The sequence below is a fragment of the Micromonospora halophytica genome, assembly GCF_900090245.1.
GTDB lineage: Bacteria > Actinomycetota > Actinomycetes > Mycobacteriales > Micromonosporaceae > Micromonospora > Micromonospora halophytica.
Map to the genome: position 1 here is coordinate 300,831 of NZ_FMDN01000002.1, position 16,671 is coordinate 317,501.

Consider the following 16,671-nt stretch of genomic DNA (forward strand, 5'->3'; position numbering starts at 1 on the left):
ACGTCGAGAACCGCCCGGTGCACCCGTGATGTGCACCGGGCGGCGGCGTTTGGCTACCCTTCACCTCGTGCCGTCGCTGTTTCGTCGCAAGCCCGCCGACTCCGACTCCTCCGCCACCACCCCGGTGGTGACCGAGGAGCCGCCCGCCGCGCGTCCCCGGGGCTACACGCCCAGCAAGAAGGAGCTCGGGGTGCAGACCCCGAAGCGTCCCGGCGCCGGGCGCCGCCCCGCCGGTCCGGTGAAGCCGCTGACCAAGGAGGAGGCCCGGGAGCAGCGCCGCAAGGCACGCGCCGAGGCCGCCGCCGAGTTCCGGCGCGAGGGCGGCCCGCGCGACCGGGGCCCCGTGCGGCTGCTGGCCCGCAACGTGGTCGACTCCCGGCGTACGGTCGGCACCTGGTTCTTCGGCGGCGCGCTGATCGTGCTGATCGGCTCCAACCAGGCGATGCCGCCGGCGATCCGGCTCGCGTCGAACGTGATCTGGGGCGCGCTCGCGCTCGGCGTCGTGATCGACTCGATCCTGATCTCCCGCCGGATCAGGAAGCTGGTCCGGGAGCGGTTCCCGAACAGCGGTGAGCGGATGGGCTCGCTCTACCTCTACGCGATCATGCGGGCGATCACCTTCCGCCGGATGCGCGCCCCCGCGCCCCAGGTGAACATCGGCGACAAGATCTGACCGCGACCGGCCGTCCGACGGCCCTCGCCCGGGTGCCCCGGGTGGGGGCCGTCGTCCGTGGTGAGGGCTGGCGCGTGCGGGCGGGTCAGCGCACCGGGACGGCGGCCCGGTAGAGCCGGGCCACCACCTCCTCGATGTCCGGCTCCACGACCGAGATGTCGCGCAGCGTGGCCAGACCGGCCAGCCCCGAGACCACCTGCGCCACCCCCGCCGACTCCAGCGCGTACACCAGGCGGCGCCCGTCGGTCTCCACCCGCGCGAGCGGTGCGCCCGGCAGCACCGGGGGCGTGGCCAGCGGGGCGTCCAGTTCGGCGACGACCAGCCGCCGGGAGCCGTACCGGCCGTGCAGATCGGCGATCGTGCCGTCGTGCACCACCCGGCCGTGGTCGATCACCACCAGTCGGCGGCAGAGCCGCTCGATGTCGGCCAGGTCGTGGGTGGTGAGCACCAGCGTCGTGTCGCCGGCCCGGCCCAGCTCGGCGAGGAAGTCCCGGACCGCCTGCTTGCTCACCACGTCCAGGCCGATCGTCGGCTCGTCCAGGAAGAGCACCTGCGGCCCGTGCAGCAGGGCGGCGGTCAGCTCGCCGCGCATCCGCTGGCCGAGGGAGAGCTGCCGGACCGGGGTGTCCAGGAAGCCGTCGAGGTCGAGCAGGCCCCGGCAGCGGCGCAGCCGGGCGGCGTGCGCGTCGGCCGGCACCCGGTAGACGTGCCGGAGCAGGTCGAACGAGTCCCGCAGCGGCAGGTCCCACCAGAGCTGCGAACGCTGCCCGAACACCACGCCGACACCGAGCGCCAGCCGGGTGCGCTCGGCCACCGGGCGCAGCCCGCAGACCCGGACCTCCCCCGCCGACGGGGTCAGCACCCCGGTGAGCATCTTCAGCGTGGTGGACTTGCCGGCCCCGTTCGGACCGATGTAGCCGAGCATCTCGCCCCGGTCGACCCGCAGGTCCACCCCGTCGACGGCGGTGACCACGCGCTTCCTGCGGCGCAGCCGGCCGGCCTTGACCCGTACCGTGAACTCCTTGCGCAGTCCCTGCGCGTCGATGACCAGGCTCATGACCCCGTACTCCGGTAGTGGCGGACACCGACGCGCCAGGCCGCGGCCGCGCCGGCGAGGGCGACCAGCGCGACGCCCGGGGCGGCCCAGCCGGCCCAGGCCGGCAGGCCGAGCGGGTCGGCGCGGCCGAGCAGCGCAAGCGCCGGCTGGTAGCTGACGAAGGCGAATCCCAGACCGTACGCGAAGGCCGCGCGGAACCAGCCCTCGAAGACCGTGACCGGGTACGACGTGAAGTCGCGCCCGCCGTAGGTGACCGAGTTGGCCAGTTCCCCCGACTCCACCCAGAAGAACGAGACGGTGGCGGTGGCGACGAAGACCGCGCCGAAGAAGACGACCGCGGCCAGCGGGGCGACCACGGCGAGCACCACCCGGGCCGGGGTCCACTCGATGCCTGCGACGGACAGCGCCGCCACCCACACCGCCAGCCCGAACAGCGCCCGGGAGACCTTGCGCAGCGGCAGGTCCATCAGCAGCAGCTGGGGCAACGCGCCGAGCGGCCGCAGCAGCACGGCGTCGAACAGGCCGGTGCGCACGTACCGGGGCAGCCGCTCGACGTTGCCGACCAGCAGGTCGGCGGTGGCGAACGCGACGGCGGTCAGCCCGACCATCACCAGCGTCTCGCGCAGGGTGAACCCGCCCAGCTCCCGGGTCACCCCGTAGAGCACCAGGACGGTCAGCACGTCGAAGACGGTGGCCCCGACGTTGCCCAGCAGGTCGACCACGAAGGAGGTCCGGTACGCCGTCTGGGAGCGTGCCTGCGCCCCGAGCAGCGCCCGGTACGCGGTCAGCGTCCCGCCGGACGGCTCAGCCACCCTGTCCGCCACCGGCGTCCCGCCGGACGGCTCAGCCACCCTGCATGCCACCGGCGTTCCGCCGGAGGGCTCAGCCACCCTGCACCACCAGCCGCCGCTCGGCCCGGCGCTGCACCCACCGGCAGCCGGCCAGCAGGAGCACCGCCCAGCCGGCCTGGAGCGCGACCAGCCCGACCTGGGTGGGCGTCGGGTCCCGCTCGACCAGCACGTCGAGCGGGGTCTGCAACAGGCTCGGGAACGGCGTGCCCAGCCAGAGCGTCCACTGGACGCCCTCGGGCAGGAAGCGCAGCGGGAAGTAGAGCCCGGCCAGCACGCCGGAGCCGAGCGTCCAGAGGATCATCGGCCCGCGCACGTCCTGCAACCAGTACGCGGTGGCGTTGACCAGGAACCGGCAGGCGAAGCAGAGCACCACGGCCAGCACCGCCGAGGTGAGGAAGAGCGGCAGGGTCGCCCAGCGGGTGGGCAGGTGGACGTCGAAGAAGAGGGGCCCGACGAGCACCGGGGGCAGCATCCGGGCCAGGGCGGCGTACCCGGCGCGGCCCAGGTCGGTGGCGAGGTAGCTGGTCACCGGGTCCACCGGGCGGAGCAGGTCGGTCGCGACGTCACCGGTGCGGATCCGGTCGGCCAGGTCGGTCCAGCCCCAGAGCAGGATCACCGCGAGCAGCCCCTGGCCGGCCCAGACGAACGTCGCGATCTGCGCCCGGTCGTATCCGGCGGCCGCGCCGGCGGTGCCGGCCACGGCGAGCAGCACGTAACACTTCAGGAAGCCGAAGACCGAATTGGTGACCACGCCCGCCACGGCGGCCTGCCGGTAGGTGGCGTATCGTCGGAAGCCAGATCGTGATATGGCCCAAAATGTCCGAAACCGTGGGATAACGTTTGAGTCCGTGGGCGGTGCCACAGTGGCGGTGACCGAGCCCACGCCGCTACCCTCCATCCGCAGCCTTGCCGTGCCGGGTCGGGCGACTCTACCGGCAGGTGAGGGCCCCCGGCACGACAATTTCCAACGAGGTGACACCGCCGTGAGCGAGCGACGCGAGCCGGGCATCGGGCCGCGCCGCACGCGCGACGTCAAGGGCTCCCGATGAGCAGCGGCTACCGCTGGAACGATCCGGCCGAGCCCTCCTGGGTGGTGGAGCCGACCACCGAATGGCACCCCCAGTTTCCCGGCCAGCGCTACCCGGGCGACATCGGCTCCCGGCACGTCCCGCCACCCGCACGCGGACGCGCCGCCGCGATCGGCCGCGCCGAGGTGCCCCCGCTCGCCCCGACCCGCCCCGACGGCACGTACCTCGGGCGGTCCTGGGCCGACCACGACGAGGACCTGTCCCGCTGGACCGGCCACCCGGTCGACGACGAGCGACCCGAGGACGAGCCGTACCGGCCGCCGGCCGGCGAGCGGGTCTGGGTGCGCGAGCGCCGCCAGCCCGAGCCGGACCGGCACGCCGGCCGCCGCCCCGACCAGCAGCGCCCCGGCCCTGCCGAACGCTCCCGCGAGGCCGCCTGGCACCCCGACCGCAGCGCCCCCGACCGTGGTGCCCCCGACCGGTACGACGGCCGGCCGCAGCGCCCCGCGGCCGGGGTCACCCCGGTCTCCCCCGGCCCCCGGCCCGAGCCGGTCCGGGGCGGTGAGCCCGGTTGGCTGCCCGAGCCGGGCGAGGCGCTGCCGCCCCACCATGGTGGGCACGACCGGCGGCGCGACACCCGCGAGCCGGGCCCCGGCGACCACCGGGGTCGCACCGACCGGGAGATCCCCGGCCGCTACCGCGAACACGACGAGCGTCGCCGCCGCGAGTACGACGACCGTCCACCGGCCCCCCGCGGGTACGACGATCGCCGCCCGCCCGGGTACGACGACGGCCACCGGCTGCCGCCCCGGCCGGACGAGCGGTGGCAGCGCGGGTACGACGACCAGCGGCGCAACGACCCGCACCCGCAGCCGGACGGGTACCGCCGCCCGGACGAGCGGCCGTACCTCGACGAGCGCCGGCGCTCCGAGGAGCGTGGCCCCTGGCGCGAGTCGTCCGCCCGGGCCGAGGCGTACCCGGACCGGCGGCCACGGGAGGCCGCTCCGCCCGCCGAGGCGTACCGCGAGCCGTGGCCGCGCGACCGTGACGCCGGGCATCGACCCGGTACGGCACGGCCCGAGTACGCGCGCCAGCCGGAGCCACGTCCCGACCAGCGCCGCCCGGTGGAGCCCCCGCCCGGGACCGATCCCCGGCCTGGCCGCCACGACGACCGTCCCGCCGCGCGCGGCCAGGTCCCCGGCGCCGCCGGGCCGGTCCCGCCGACGCGCCCCGGTCACGGCCCGACCGCACCGGGCCGCCCGATCTCCCCCGCGCCGATCTCCCCCGCGCCGATCTCCGGTGCTCCGGTCTCCGGTCCGCCTGTCCCGGGCGTCCCCGTGGCGGGCCCGGGCATCGCCCGCCCCGCCACGGACGGGCCCGCCACCGCCCGGCCGACCTCCGGCGCACCCGGCCGACCCGTCACCTGGTCCACGGCCGATGGCCCAGGCGTCCCCCGACCCACCTCCGGCGCACCTGCCCGCCCCGACCAGGCCCGGCCCACGCCCGAACGGTCCGTCGCCCGGCCCACGCCCGACGTCGACCGGCCGACGTCGGGCGCGCCCGTCGACAGGTCCGCCGACGCCCGGCCGGTCTCCGGGGGCCCGGGGGGCGAGCCGGGTCCGCAGTCCGCGGCACGGGCGGCCGACGGCCCGGCCCTGGAGATCACCCCGGAACGTCCCCGTCGGTACGTACCGCCGTCGCCCGCTCCCGACCCCGTGGCGCCCCCGCCCCGCACCACCGTGCCCAACAGCGCGGAAGCCTGGTTCCGGCCGGCCAAACCGGTGCCGCCGTCCTCGTCCGAGGACGCTCCGGCGACCGGGGCACCCGTCGGCCGGGACGGCTCCTCCGGCGTCCCGGCGGCCCGCCCGACACCCACTGACGGCGCAGCGGGCATTGCCCGGCCGACGCCGACGGGCCCGGCCTCGCAGCCGACCGGCTACGCGCCGGCAGCGACCCCGGACGCGTCGCCGTCCGGCGCCGCGTCGCCGCAGTCCGGCCGGGTGTCGGGGTCGGATCAGCCCGTCTCCGCCCCGCCGGTCACGCCCGATCCCCCTGCCACCCCCGTCCGGCCGGTGTCGACACCACCGTCGGTCTCCGCGCCGGCCGGCGCGGACGGCGCGCGGTCGTCGGCCGTGCGCCCGACGCCGCCGACGGACGCGGCTCCCCGCGACCCGGTGGATCCCGGCCCGGTTCCGGTGGTCTGGCCCGCCACGACTCCACCGGTCGTCCCGGTCGCTGATCCCCAGGAGAACCAGGTGGCGGCGCCGGTCGACGCCCGCCCGGTGTCGGCGCCGCCCGCCCCGGTGCCGTCGCCTGTGGCGCCCGGGGCGGCGCCGCGCCCGGCCGTCCCTGCCGACACCGCCGAGGACGCCGGTCCGACGCCGGCCGCCCCCGTACCGCCGGTGGTCGGGCGGCCCGTCTCCGGGCCTCCCCTGGCCGCCCGACCGGTGTCCGCGCCGCCCGTCCCGGTGTCCGCACCGCCCACACAGCTGTCCGCACCTGCGGCTCAGGTGTCCGCGCCCCCGGTTGTCGGCGTCGGCGCCCGGCCGGCGGCGGACCCGGTGGCCCGGCGACCCGGGGCAGCCTCCGACGAGGCCGCCACGACGGCTGACGAGGCGTCCCGCCCCGTCTCCGCGCCGACCGCTCCCGAGGGGTCGGACCCGTCGGCCGCGCCGACCCCCGTCGCCGACGGGCCGACCGACCAGCACGACCCGGGGCCCACCGTGACCGCCGGTCACCGTCCGGAACCGGTCGAGGACACGGCCACCAGGGCGGACTCCGCGCAGCCGGAACCTGACGACGAGACGCGCGCGGCGGACCTTCCGGCCGTCCCGGCGTCCGTCCCGCCGGCAGGCCCGGCGAGCGAGCCGACGGTGCAGGACACCAGGCCGGCGGACGAGCCCGACCCGCACCCGGCCACCCCGACGGACCAGCCGCCGGACGGGCCGGCTCCGCAGGCCACCACGGCACCGGCGGCGACCGCGCCCGACACCGCGCCGTCGGCACCGAAGGCCGCCCCGCCGGCCACCGCCACCGTCGCTCAGGGCGACCCGGAGCAGGTGCTGGCCGGGTACCGGTGGCGGCTCGACCAGGACACCCTGTGCGAGGTCGTCGACGACCCGGACGAGTTGCGGACGCTGCGACGGCGACTGACCGAGAAGCTGGGCGTCTCCCTGGACAACCGGGCCCGCGCCCGGCTGCTGAGCCTGCGTGCCGTGGTCTCCCGCGTCGTGGACGACCTGGACGACGCCCTCGCCGACGGCCGGCTCGCCCTCACGTACGCCGAGGCGACCGGGGAACTGCGGCGGACCGCTCTGGCCCGGGCCCGGTTGGCGGAGGTGCTGCGCCGCAAGGGCGAGCACGCCGAGGCCGACCGGCTCTTCGCCGAGGCCAACTCGACGGAGTTGCCGGACCGGCTGCGGGCAGCCCTGCACGAGCACGCGGGCCGGTCCTGCTACGACCAGGGCCGGCTGATGGAGGCGTGCGAGCACTTCGAGCGGGCGTTGGACCTGCGCCGCGCCGACGACCCGGAGCTGACCGAGCGGATCAGGATCTCGCTGGACGCCGTGCACGCGCGGGCGGCGGCCCGGGGCGGCTTCGGGCCGTACCCCCGGACCCGGGAGGAGGTGTTGCGCGGACACCGCTCCCCGGTGCCCACGTTCGACGGCGGCCTGGGTCTGTGGGGTTACGCGGACACCGACGGCGAGCTGGTGATCGGCTACACCTACGCCGAGGCGCAGCCCTTCTCCGAGGGCAAGGCCTGGGTACGCCGTCCGGACGCCCCGGGTTGGGAGCTGGTCGACGAGACCGGAGCGATCCTGCTCGCCCCGGCGTACCCGGGGGTGCGCGCCTTCTCCGACGGCCTGGCCTGGGTGTCCCGCGGTGGGGACGCGGACTGGACGGCGATCGAGCCGGACGGCACCGAGGTGACGCACGGCGGTTTCGAGGAGGTACGCCCGTTCCGGGGCGGCGTGGCCGCGGTCCGCCGGGGCGGCTGGGGGGCGGTGAACCGCGACGGCCGGATGGTCGTCCCGCCCCGCTACCACGGCTTTCGCACAGTGCTGGCCGACGGCCGGCAGGTGGACGGGTTCACCGACGAAGGGCTGGCCGTGGTGGAGGTCGGCGGCCTGCGCGGCGTGGTGAACCGGGCCGGGAAGGTGCTGGTGGCGCCGGCCCATCCGGCGCTGGTGATCCACCCGGTGGCCTTCCTGGCCACCGACGGTACCGGCCGCTGGGGGGCGCTGGACCGGGACGGCGGGTCACTGATCGACCCGGTGCACCCGGGCCGCGACGCGGTGCTGGCCGAGATCGACCTGCTGCTGGCCGACGCCCACCCGGTGCTCTGAGCCACCCCGCCACCGCGCCGACCGGTGGTCATGATCGGACCGGACTAGGGTCGGAAGCATGGAATTCCGACACCTAGGCCGCTCGGGCCTGATGGTCAGCGAGATCTCGTACGGCAACTGGATCACCCACGGTTCCCAGGTCGAGGAGGAGGCGGCGCTGGCCTGTGTCCGGGCCGCCCTGGACACCGGCATCACCACCTTCGACACCGCCGACGTGTACGCCGGCACCCGGGCCGAGGAGGTGCTCGGCAGGGCGCTGGCGGGTGAGCGTCGCGAGGGGCTGGAGATCTTCACGAAGGTCTACTGGCCGACCGGCCCGGGCCGCAACGACCGGGGCCTGTCCCGCAAGCACATCATGGAGTCGATCAACGGCTCGCTGCGCCGGCTGCGCACCGACCACGTCGACCTCTACCAGGCCCACCGGTACGACTACAGCACGCCGCTGGAGGAGACGATGGAGGCGTTCGCCGACGTCGTGCACTCCGGCAAGGCGCACTACATCGGCGTCTCCGAGTGGAAGGCGTCGCAGATCCGCGAGGCCCACGCCCTGGCCCGGGAGCTGCGCATCCCGCTGGTCTCCAACCAGCCGCAGTACTCGATGCTGTGGCGGGTCATCGAGACCGAGGTCGTACCCACCAGCGAGGAGCTGGGCGTGTCGCAGATCGTCTGGTCGCCGATGGCGCAGGGCGTGCTCTCCGGCAAGTACCTGCCGGGGCAGCCGCCGCCGGCCGGCTCCCGGGCCACCGACGAGAAGTCGGGCGCCGGGTTCATCGCCCACTGGCTGACCGACGAGGTGCTGACCCGGGTGCAGCGGCTCAGGCCCCTCGCGGAGCAGGCCGGGCTGACCATGCCGCAGCTCGCCGTCGCCTGGGTGCTGCAGAACCCGAACGTCGCCTCGGCGATCATCGGGGCGTCCCGGCCGGAGCAGGTGCACGACAACGTCAAGGCGTCCGGCGTGAAGCTCGACGCCGACCTGCTCAAGGCGATCGACGAGATCGTCGAGCCGGTCACCGAGCGGGACGCGGCCAGGACCGAGAGCCCGGCCCAGCGTCCGTGACACCCTGCCGGGCCGGCGCGGCCTCCGCGCCGGCCCGGCCCTTTTCCCGGGTACGCCGGGCCTGACGCCGCCCCGCCGCTGCGCGGCGGCTCCCGGCGGCGAGGGCGTCGGCCCGGCCGGGCCGACGCGGGCCGGTACCGCGTGATCGGGGCGGCTCGGCCGGCCCTGGCCGCCTTCCGGCGGGGAGGGAGCATGGGCGCTACGGACTTGAACTCACAGATGGATCGGCGGAGCACCGATCCATCTGTGCGATCAGGTCCGTAGCGTCCGCGACCCTCACCCCGAGCGCCGAAGACGGTGTCGCACACGGGTGCCGGCCGGCGGTCAGCCCTGCCAGAAGCGGATCAGGTCCAGCCCCAGCGCGTACAGCCAGGGCGGCAGGCCGAGCAGGTCGCCGATGGCGAAGACCGCGTCGAAGAACCAGCCGCCGATGCGCGGATTCCACAGCAGCGCGAAGAGCAGGATGAAGCCGTACGGCGCGAACAGGTCGTACATCCGGCGGTACTGCGGGCTCAGCCAGGGCTGGATCATGTTGCCGCCGTCCAGGCCGGGCACCGGCAGCAGGTTGAGCAGGCTCGCGGTGAGCTGGAGGAACGCCAGCAGCGCCAACCCGGCCCAGAACTCGACGGGCCCGCCGAACGCCGCGCTGCCGAGCCGCAGCGCCGCCACCAGCACCAGGGTGAACAGCACGTTGGTGGCCGGGCCGGCGAGGCTGACCAGGGTGTGCCGCAGCCGGCCCGGGATGGCGTGCCGGTCCACCCAGACCGCGCCGCCGGGCAGGCCGATGCCGCCGAGCAGCACCACCACCACGGGCAGCACGATCGACAGCAGCGGATGGGTGTACTTGAGCGGGTTCAACGTCAGGTAGCCCCGGTGGGCGATGTCCCGGTCGCCGGCCCGGAACGCGACCACCGCGTGGGCGTACTCGTGCAGGCAGAGCGAGACCAGCCAGCCCGACACCACGAAGAGGAACACGTCGAACCGGACGTTGCCGAACCCGTTCCAGGCCATCACCCCGCTGGCCACGAAGATCGCGACCAGGGCGAGGAAGACCGGGCTGGGGCGGAACGCCGCCCGGGGCACGCCGAGCACCAGCGGCTCCCCCGGGCGGTCGTACGCCATCACTCCGCCGTCGGCAGCAGGCTCATCCGGTACTCGACGCGATCGTCCTCGACGAGCGCGACCGAGGTGACGCCGGACGCCGCGAGCTCCCGCCAGGTCTGGCCGATCCACGATTCGGCGTCCGCCTGACTGCCGAACGACTCCGTCGGCCCCTCGACCGCCGCGCCGTCCGCGCCCTCGTACCGCCAGCTCCACGCCATGCCGCGTCTCCCCTCGCCGCTCCACCGTCCCCGGGACGGACCCCGCAAGCGTAGTCGGCCTCTCGCCCGACGGCCCGACCTGTCGTCCGGCGGGCGCGGACCACGCGCGGCGGCGCAGGGTTTCCCGGCTCCTGTCCGGGTATGGGCATCGGGACGCTCGCGACGGCGCGGTCGAGGACCGCCGACGGGCCCGAGGAGGCAACCATGGAGCAACCGCTGCACGACAGGGACACCGAGGAGCTGCGGACGATCGCGGTCCGGGGTGGCATCGCGGGGGCGCAGCACATGGACCGGGAGGAGCTGCTGGACTCGCTCGTCGCACGCCCCGGAGAGGGTGCCTGGCAGGAGGATCCGAAGCCGGCGGCGGTCAACCCCAACGACTACCGGTACCAGTCGCCCCGGTAGGCCCCACGCACCCCGGCGGGCGGCCACGGCCCCCACGACCGGCCGGTACGGTAACGCGGTGCTGACAAAGGGAGTGGTGCTCAGCAACCGGTATCGGCTGAGCGAACGTGTGGCGACCGGCGGCATGGGCGCGGTCTGGCGGTGCGTCGACACCCTGCTCGACCGTGAGGTGGCGGTGAAGGTGCTGCTGCCGTCACTGGTCGAGGACCCCGAGTTCACCACCCGCTTCCACGCCGAGGCCCGGATGATGGCCGCGTTGCGGCACCCGGGCATCGTCGCGGTGCACGACTTCGGCTCGGCGACGCTGGCCGACGGCAGCCAGGTCAGCTACCTGGTGATGGAGTACGTCGACGGGGAGCCACTGGTCACCTGGGTGCGGCGGGCCGGCCGGCTCGACCCGGCGTCGACCATGTCCGTGGTGGCGCAGGCCGCCGCGGCGCTGCACGCCGCGCACACCGCCGGCATCGTGCACCGGGACGTCAAGCCCGGCAACCTGCTGGTGAAGCGGGACGGGACGGTGGTGCTGGTCGACTTCGGCATCGCCCGGTCCAGCACCATGGCCTCGCTCACCGCGGCGCACATGGTGCTGGGCACCGCGTCGTACATGTCGCCGGAGCAGGCGACCGGCCAGCCGGTCTCGGCGGCCACGGACGTCTACGCGCTCGGCGCGGTGGCGTACTACTGCCTGGCCGGGCAGCCGCCGTTCGCCGGGGAGAACCCGCTGCAGGTGGCCCTGCGGCAAGCCCAGGACGAGCCGGCGCCACTGCCCCGGGCACCCCGCCTGCGGTGGCGGCGGTGATCGAACGGGCGCTGGCCAAGAGCCCGGACGACCGGTGGCCCACCGCGGCGGCCCTGGCCGGCGGCGCCCTCGACGCCCGGGACGCCACGCTCGCCGTGCTGGCGTCGCCGCCGCGCCCGCCGTGGGCGCTGGAGGGCCCCGCCCTGCCGACGCCGTCCGTCCCGTCCGGACCGTCCGTCCCGTCCGGACCGTCCGGACCGTCCGGACCGTCCAGACCGCCGGCCCCGTCCAGACCGCCGGCCCCGTCCGGACCGCCGGCCCCGTCCGGCGCTGGCCCCGTGGCGGGGAGTGGGCAGCAGGCGACCCCGCCGGCGGGCCACTCGAGCCGGTACGTGGCACCGGATGGCAGCCCGACCCGGGAGGATCGGGCCGGCGGCGTGGTCCGGCGGCGGTTGGCGCTGGCCGGGGCGGCGGGTGCGGTGACGGCCGTGCTGGCCGGGGTCGGTGCGGTGGTGGCGCTGCAACCGGACGAGCCGGCCCGGGGCGGCGGTACGGCGCTGCGGGAAGGGTCGGCGACGGTGGCGGCTCCGCAGCCGGTACCGGAGGCGACCGGCACGCGCGGCGTGCGGCCGAGGCCCGGCGCGAGCGGCACCGGCACCCGGTCGGCCTCGGCTGCCCCGACCACCGCCACGACCGGTCCCCGCCCGGGCGGCGAGCCCGCGGCCGGGGCGTCCACCAGCACCGCCCCGCAGCCGGGTACCACCGCCACCGAACCGCAGCGGAAGAACCCGTACACCCCGGTGCAGGTCTGCGGCAGCGGCTACCAGGTCGTCGACTCGGCGACGCTGACCTCCGGCGGCGTCCGCAAGGGGCGGGTGTACCTGCTGTGGAACGGCTCCACCAAGGCGAACTGCGTGGTCACCATGAAGGAGACGGCGGTCGGCGAACGGACCACGGTGTCGGCGTACCTGGAGGTGCAGGGCAAGCCGCGCGGCACCGACGGCGGCGCGTTCGAGTACTACGCCGGACCGGTCCGGGCCGGGGCCGCCGGCACCTGCGTGAAGTGGGGTGGCGCGACCGGCGGCGCCAGCTACGGCAGCCGTTTCGAGCACTGCGGCTGAGTCCGGGCCGCCCGGCGGCGGCGCGTCGGGCGGCCTTAAGGTACGGGCATGTCCGTTGACGGGTGGAACACGGTCCTGGTGCTCGGCGGCATCCGCTCGGGCAAGTCGGAGTTCGCCGAGTCCCTGGTCGCCGACGCGCCCACGGTGCGGTACGTGGCGACAGCGGCCGCCGGTGATCCGGAGGACACCGAGTGGGCCGCCCGGCTGGCGGCGCACCGGGACCGCCGTCCGGGCAGCTGGACCACCGAGGAGACCGCGGACGACCCGCGCCGGCTGGCCGACGTGATCGCCGCCGCCGGGCCGAACGAGACGCTGCTCGTGGACGACCTGGGCGGCTGGGTGACGGTGCTGCTCGATCCGGCGCACCAGCCGGCCGACGACGTGGCCACGGTGGCCGAACTGGCGGCGGCGGTACGCGACACCGAGGCGCGGGTGGTGCTGGTCAGCCCGGAGGTGGGACTGTCGCTGGTGCCGACCACCCCGCTGGGCCGGGCGTTCACCGACGCCCTCGGCGCGGCGAACCGGGCCGCCGCCGACGCCTGCGACACCGTGGCGCTGGTGGTCGCCGGCCAGCCGGTCTGGCTCAAGCCGGCCGCCGCCGCACGCGCGGTCGACGTGCCCGCGCAGGCCCGTCCCGCCGTGCGGGACGCCACCGGGACGCCGCCGACCGTCCCCGAGACGCAGCCGTCCCTGCCCGACGTGCCGACCCCCGAGGCTCCGGCCACGCCGGCCGCCGCGACGCAGACCGACGGCACCGCCTGGGCCGCACCCACCATGGCCCTACCGATGGTCGCCACCGGCCTGGTCATCCAGCCCGGCATGGAACTGCCCATGCCCGACGAGTACGCCGGGCCGCAGGCCGTCGACCGGCTCGGCATGCTGGACGTGCCGGGAGCCGGATTCGGGGCGTTGGAGCGGGTGGTCGGCTTCGCCGCCGCCACCCAGGGCACCCCCACCCCCGTCCCCTGGTCGACGGTGCGGGTGCTGCTGCTGCACGGCGACCACACCGGTGGGGCCGCCGCCGGGGCGCCGCCCGGCGAGTCGTCGCGCCTCGCCCGGCAGGCCCGCGCCGGCCGGGGGACGCTGGCCCGGCTGGCCGCCGAGATCGGCGCCAGCCTCCAGGTGGTGGACACTCCGTCGTCCGCGCCGATGGAGCAGGAGCCCGCGCTGGGGGCCGCCGCCGTCGAGTCGTCCCTGCGTCACGGGTGGCGGCTGGCCGAGGAGGCCGCCGACGCGGGCGTACAGCTGCTGGTGCTGGGGGCGTGCGGCGCGGGCACCGAGGCGGCGGCCGCCGCGGTGCTCGCCGCGACCGCCGGTGCGGAGGCCCCGGCGGTGCTCGGCCGGGTGGTCACCGCCGACGGCGAGATCGACGACGCCGCCTGGATGGTGCGCTGCGCGGCGGTCCGGGACGCGCTGCACCGCACCCGCCGTTCCCCCCGCGACGCGAAGGACGTGCTGGCCGAGCTCGGGGGCGGGGATGTCGCGGTGGCCACCGGCGTGCTGCTCGGCGCGACCGCCCGCCGGTTGCCGGTGATGCTGGACGGTCCGGTCGGCCTCGCCGCCGGCATGATCAGCCGTGACCTGGCCGGGCAGGCCCGGCACTGGTGCCTGCTGGCCGACCACGGCGGTCACCCGGCGGTCCGGCTCGCCGCCGACGTGCTCGGTCTGAGCCCCCTGCTCGACCTGCGGCTGGACCTGGGCGAGGGGGCGAACGCGCTGGCGGCGCTGCCGTTGCTGCGCTCGGTGCTGGCGCTGGCCGCCGGACTGCCCGTCCACCCCCGGCTGGGCGGGCCGGACGCCGACGAACCGGACTTCACCGAGCCGGAGCCGGCCGGGCCCGGCCCGACCACCACCGAACCGGACTTCACCGAGCCGGAGCCGGAGCCGGCGGGCCCCGGCAACGCACCGGAGCGGGATCCGTCCGGCCGGCGTGCCGGCTGAGCCGGGCCGCGCCGACGGCCTGCGGTTGGCGCTGACCACCTTCACCACGGCGCCGGTGCGCGCCGGCCGGATCGACCGGGCGGTGGCCGGGCGGGCGATGGCGCTCGCCCCGCTGGTCGGGGCGCTGCTCGGCGCGGCGCTGGCCGGGGTGCTGCTGCTGTCGGCCGCGTTCGCCCCGCCCCTGGTGGCCGCCGGGATGACGGTGGGCTGCGCCGCCCTGGCCACCCGGGGCCTGCACCTCGACGGGCTCGCCGACACCGTGGACGCGCTGGGGTCGTACCGGCGGGGAACTGCGGCGCTGGAGATCATGAAGAAGCCGGACGTGGGTCCGTTCGGGGTGGTCGCGCTGGTGCTCGTACTGCTGCTGCAGACGGCGGCGCTCGCGGAGCTGGCCGGGCGGTCCTGGCCGGCGGCGCTCGCGGGCGTGGTCGCCGCGAGCGCGGCGGGCCGGCTCGCGGTGGCCTTCGCCTGCCGGCGTGGCGTGCCGGCGGCCCGGCCGGACGGGCTCGGCGCGCTGGTCGCCGGCACGGTCGGTCCGGTGGCGCTGGTGGCGGGCACGGTGGCCGTCGCGCTCGCGGCGGTCCCGGCGGTGCCGGGCCGCCCGTGGCAGGGGCCGCTGGCCGTGCTGGCCGCGCTCGCCGTCGCGGTCGGGCTGCTGCGCCACGTGGTACGCCGGCTCGGCGGCGTCACCGGTGACGTGCTCGGAGCGGGCGTGGAACTGGTCACCACGCTGGTCTACCTCGGGGTCGTGCTGTCCGGCTGAACACGACGCGCGGTGCCGGGTAGCGTTTGCCCCGACGGCACCGGCGCGGCGCACTGGGGGACGCATGCTCATCACGGACGACTTCCTGCCGGTCCCGGTGCCGGAGTCGCTGAGCGCGACCTACCTGGTGCCGATGGCGGGGTTGCCCCGGGTGAGCCCGAAGACCGCGGTGCGGGCCCTTCAGGGGCGGCTGGCCCGGCCGGTGCACGGGCTGGCGACGCAGATGCTGGACAGCCCGCTGATGAGCGTGGACACCCGGTCGATCGACGAGTTCCCGCAGCTGCCGCCGGACCTGCTCACCGCGTTCGGGGCCACCGAGGCGCAGCTGGGCCGGCTGGCCGCGGCGAGCCACCTGGTGGTGGTGCAGGCCGAGTACCGGCCGGGCTGGCCGCCGGCGCACGAGTGGGCGGCCCGGGCGGTCGCCGCCGCGGTCGCCGAGTCCGTCGACGGCGACGTGGTGGACGTCTTCGGCCTGCAGTTCCTCGACCCGGCGACCGCGCTGCGCTCGCTGCCGGACGAGCACGGCCGGGTACGCCTCGTCGACTGGGTGCTGGTGCCGTACTCCTCCGACGCGGAGGGGCTCTGGTTCACCACCAAGGGGCTGCGCCGCTTCGGGCTGCTGGAGTTGCAGACCCAGGGCGTGCCGGACCACCTCACCCGGGCCTGGGGCGCGGTGATGACCGGGGCGGCCCGCCGGCTGCTGCGGGACTGGACCGACGGGCTGGCCGGCGAGGAGGTGCCGGCGTTCGTGCAGCTGCCGGTACTGGCCACGGTGACCGGGCACGACATCGCGGTGGCGTACGGCAACCCGGAGCAGCACGGCGCGACAGCCCCGGTGCTGCTGCGGCTGGAGCTGGACCCGGCCACCGACCCGGAGGCCGACTCGTTCCTCAGCCTGCGCCCGCCGCCCGGGCATCCGGGGCCGGACGGGAAGTACTTCGCGGCGGCCTGCGCCACGCTCTTCTCCGGCATCCAGCCCGACGTCCGGTACGCCCGCTCGGGTGACGCGATGAGCCGGGCGGTCGCCACCGCACGGGCCGGCCTGGACGGCATCCGGGCCCGGTTCCTCGCCGGTCAGCTCCCTCCGGAGTCACAGCTCGTGGTGAAGTACGGCCTGCCCGGCGACGAGGGCCCCGAGTACGTCTGGGCGGGGGTGACCTCGTGGGAGGCGCCGGAGCGGATCGTCGGCGCGAGCGCCAGCGACGCCAACACCGACCCGACGGTCCGGATCGGATCCCCGGTCGTGGTGGAGTCCACGGACGTCGTCGACTGGGCCCTGCTGGACGGCACCGGCGTCATCGAGGGCGGCTGGACCCAGGCCGTCCTGGACGCCGGCGAACGCCCCCGCCCCTCCCACTGACCACCCGG

General features: G+C 76.3%; 11 protein-coding genes and 2 pseudogenes. 8 read left to right on the plus strand and 5 right to left on the minus strand.

What is annotated here, in order from left to right; translation table 11 throughout:
• Window positions 1-28 precede the first annotated feature (28 nt).
• A complete protein-coding gene (locus GA0070560_RS04050) occupies window positions 29-673 on the plus strand; it encodes a DUF3043 domain-containing protein (protein WP_091291466.1) in 645 nt (214 codons plus the stop codon).
• A gap of 85 nt (window positions 674-758) precedes the next feature.
• Here GA0070560_RS04050 and GA0070560_RS04055 read toward each other — a convergent pair.
• The 3 genes and pseudogenes from GA0070560_RS04055 to GA0070560_RS04065 all read right to left on the minus strand — a co-directional run.
• Window positions 759-1,685: pseudogene (locus GA0070560_RS04055) on the minus strand (ABC transporter ATP-binding protein); the annotation flags it as partial.
• Between the two features lie 41 nt (window positions 1,686-1,726).
• Window positions 1,727-2,542, minus strand: coding sequence for an ABC transporter permease (locus tag GA0070560_RS04060; protein WP_091291471.1), 816 nt, complete (start codon window positions 2,540-2,542; stop codon window positions 1,727-1,729).
• 70 nt (window positions 2,543-2,612) lie between these two features.
• Window positions 2,613-3,332 carry an ABC transporter permease gene (locus tag GA0070560_RS04065; RefSeq protein WP_425412597.1) on the minus strand — a complete coding sequence of 240 codons (720 nt, stop codon included), beginning with the start codon at window positions 3,330-3,332 and terminating at the stop codon, window positions 2,613-2,615.
• A gap of 294 nt (window positions 3,333-3,626) precedes the next feature.
• On the opposite strand from GA0070560_RS04065, the gene GA0070560_RS29280 reads away from it, so the two are divergent.
• Complete coding sequence (locus tag GA0070560_RS29280) at window positions 3,627-7,955, plus strand: WG repeat-containing protein (RefSeq protein ID WP_245675342.1); 4,329 nt, start codon at window positions 3,627-3,629, stop codon at window positions 7,953-7,955.
• A 58-nt stretch (window positions 7,956-8,013) separates the two neighbouring features.
• A complete protein-coding gene (locus GA0070560_RS04075) occupies window positions 8,014-9,012 on the plus strand; it encodes an aldo/keto reductase family protein (RefSeq protein WP_091291476.1) in 999 nt (332 codons plus the stop codon).
• Between the two features lie 324 nt (window positions 9,013-9,336).
• Here GA0070560_RS04075 and GA0070560_RS04080 read toward each other — a convergent pair whose 3' ends face one another.
• Complete coding sequence (locus GA0070560_RS04080) at window positions 9,337-10,134, minus strand: site-2 protease family protein (RefSeq protein WP_091291478.1); 798 nt, start codon at window positions 10,132-10,134, stop codon at window positions 9,337-9,339.
• Complete coding sequence (locus GA0070560_RS04085; protein ID WP_091291480.1) at window positions 10,134-10,334, minus strand: hypothetical protein; 201 nt, start codon at window positions 10,332-10,334, stop codon at window positions 10,134-10,136. The genes GA0070560_RS04080 and GA0070560_RS04085 overlap by 1 nt, the downstream gene beginning before the upstream one ends.
• A gap of 204 nt (window positions 10,335-10,538) precedes the next feature.
• On the opposite strand from GA0070560_RS04085, the gene GA0070560_RS04090 reads away from it, so the two are divergent.
• From GA0070560_RS04090 to GA0070560_RS04110, 5 genes and pseudogenes are all read left to right on the plus strand, one after another.
• A complete protein-coding gene (locus GA0070560_RS04090; protein WP_091291483.1) occupies window positions 10,539-10,739 on the plus strand; it encodes a hypothetical protein in 201 nt (66 codons plus the stop codon).
• A 58-nt stretch (window positions 10,740-10,797) separates the two neighbouring features.
• Window positions 10,798-12,137: pseudogene (locus GA0070560_RS30020) on the plus strand (serine/threonine-protein kinase); the annotation flags it as partial.
• 510 nt (window positions 12,138-12,647) lie between these two features.
• Window positions 12,648-14,540 (plus strand): bifunctional adenosylcobinamide kinase/adenosylcobinamide-phosphate guanylyltransferase, encoded by a 1,893-nt coding sequence (locus GA0070560_RS04100; RefSeq protein WP_091291486.1) that lies wholly within the window; start codon window positions 12,648-12,650, stop codon window positions 14,538-14,540.
• Window positions 14,530-15,303: an adenosylcobinamide-GDP ribazoletransferase gene (locus GA0070560_RS04105; protein WP_091291489.1), complete on the plus strand. Its 774-nt coding sequence runs from the start codon at window positions 14,530-14,532 to the stop codon at window positions 15,301-15,303. Before GA0070560_RS04100 ends, GA0070560_RS04105 begins: the two co-directional genes overlap by 11 nt.
• A 64-nt stretch (window positions 15,304-15,367) precedes the next feature.
• Window positions 15,368-16,663, plus strand: coding sequence for a DUF2314 domain-containing protein (locus GA0070560_RS04110; protein WP_091291492.1), 1,296 nt, complete (start codon window positions 15,368-15,370; stop codon window positions 16,661-16,663).
• Window positions 16,664-16,671 lie beyond the last annotated feature (8 nt).